The 251-nt window shown below is 69.3% G+C and carries 1 protein-coding gene; it reads right to left on the bottom strand.

Translation table 11 applies throughout. The features are described 5' to 3' along the window. A partial coding sequence (locus EOC06_RS39175) for a tRNA-guanine transglycosylase (RefSeq protein ID WP_128310205.1) occupies positions 1-251 on the bottom strand: 251 nt, incomplete at both ends.

The following is a 251-nucleotide window of genomic DNA, read 5'->3' as shown; positions in this document are numbered from 1 at the left end:
AAACCGCCGCTGTCGGTCAGAATCGGATGCGGCCAGCGGGCGAACTCGTGCAGGCCACCGAGCCGCGCCACACGCTCGGCGCCGGGCCGCAGCATCAGATGATAGGTGTTGCCCAGGATGATGTCGGCGCCGACACCGCGCACCTGGTCCATATACATGGCCTTGACGGTGCCGCCGGTGCCGACCGGCATGAAGGCCGGCGTGCGGATTTCGCCGCGTGGCATGTCGATCACGCCCCGCCGCGCCTTGCC

This window comes from Mesorhizobium sp. M7A.F.Ca.MR.362.00.0.0, assembly GCF_004023175.1.
Lineage (GTDB): Bacteria > Pseudomonadota > Alphaproteobacteria > Rhizobiales > Rhizobiaceae > Mesorhizobium.
Note: the sequence above shows the minus strand (reverse complement) of the source record. Positions and strands in the feature narration are given on the sequence as shown.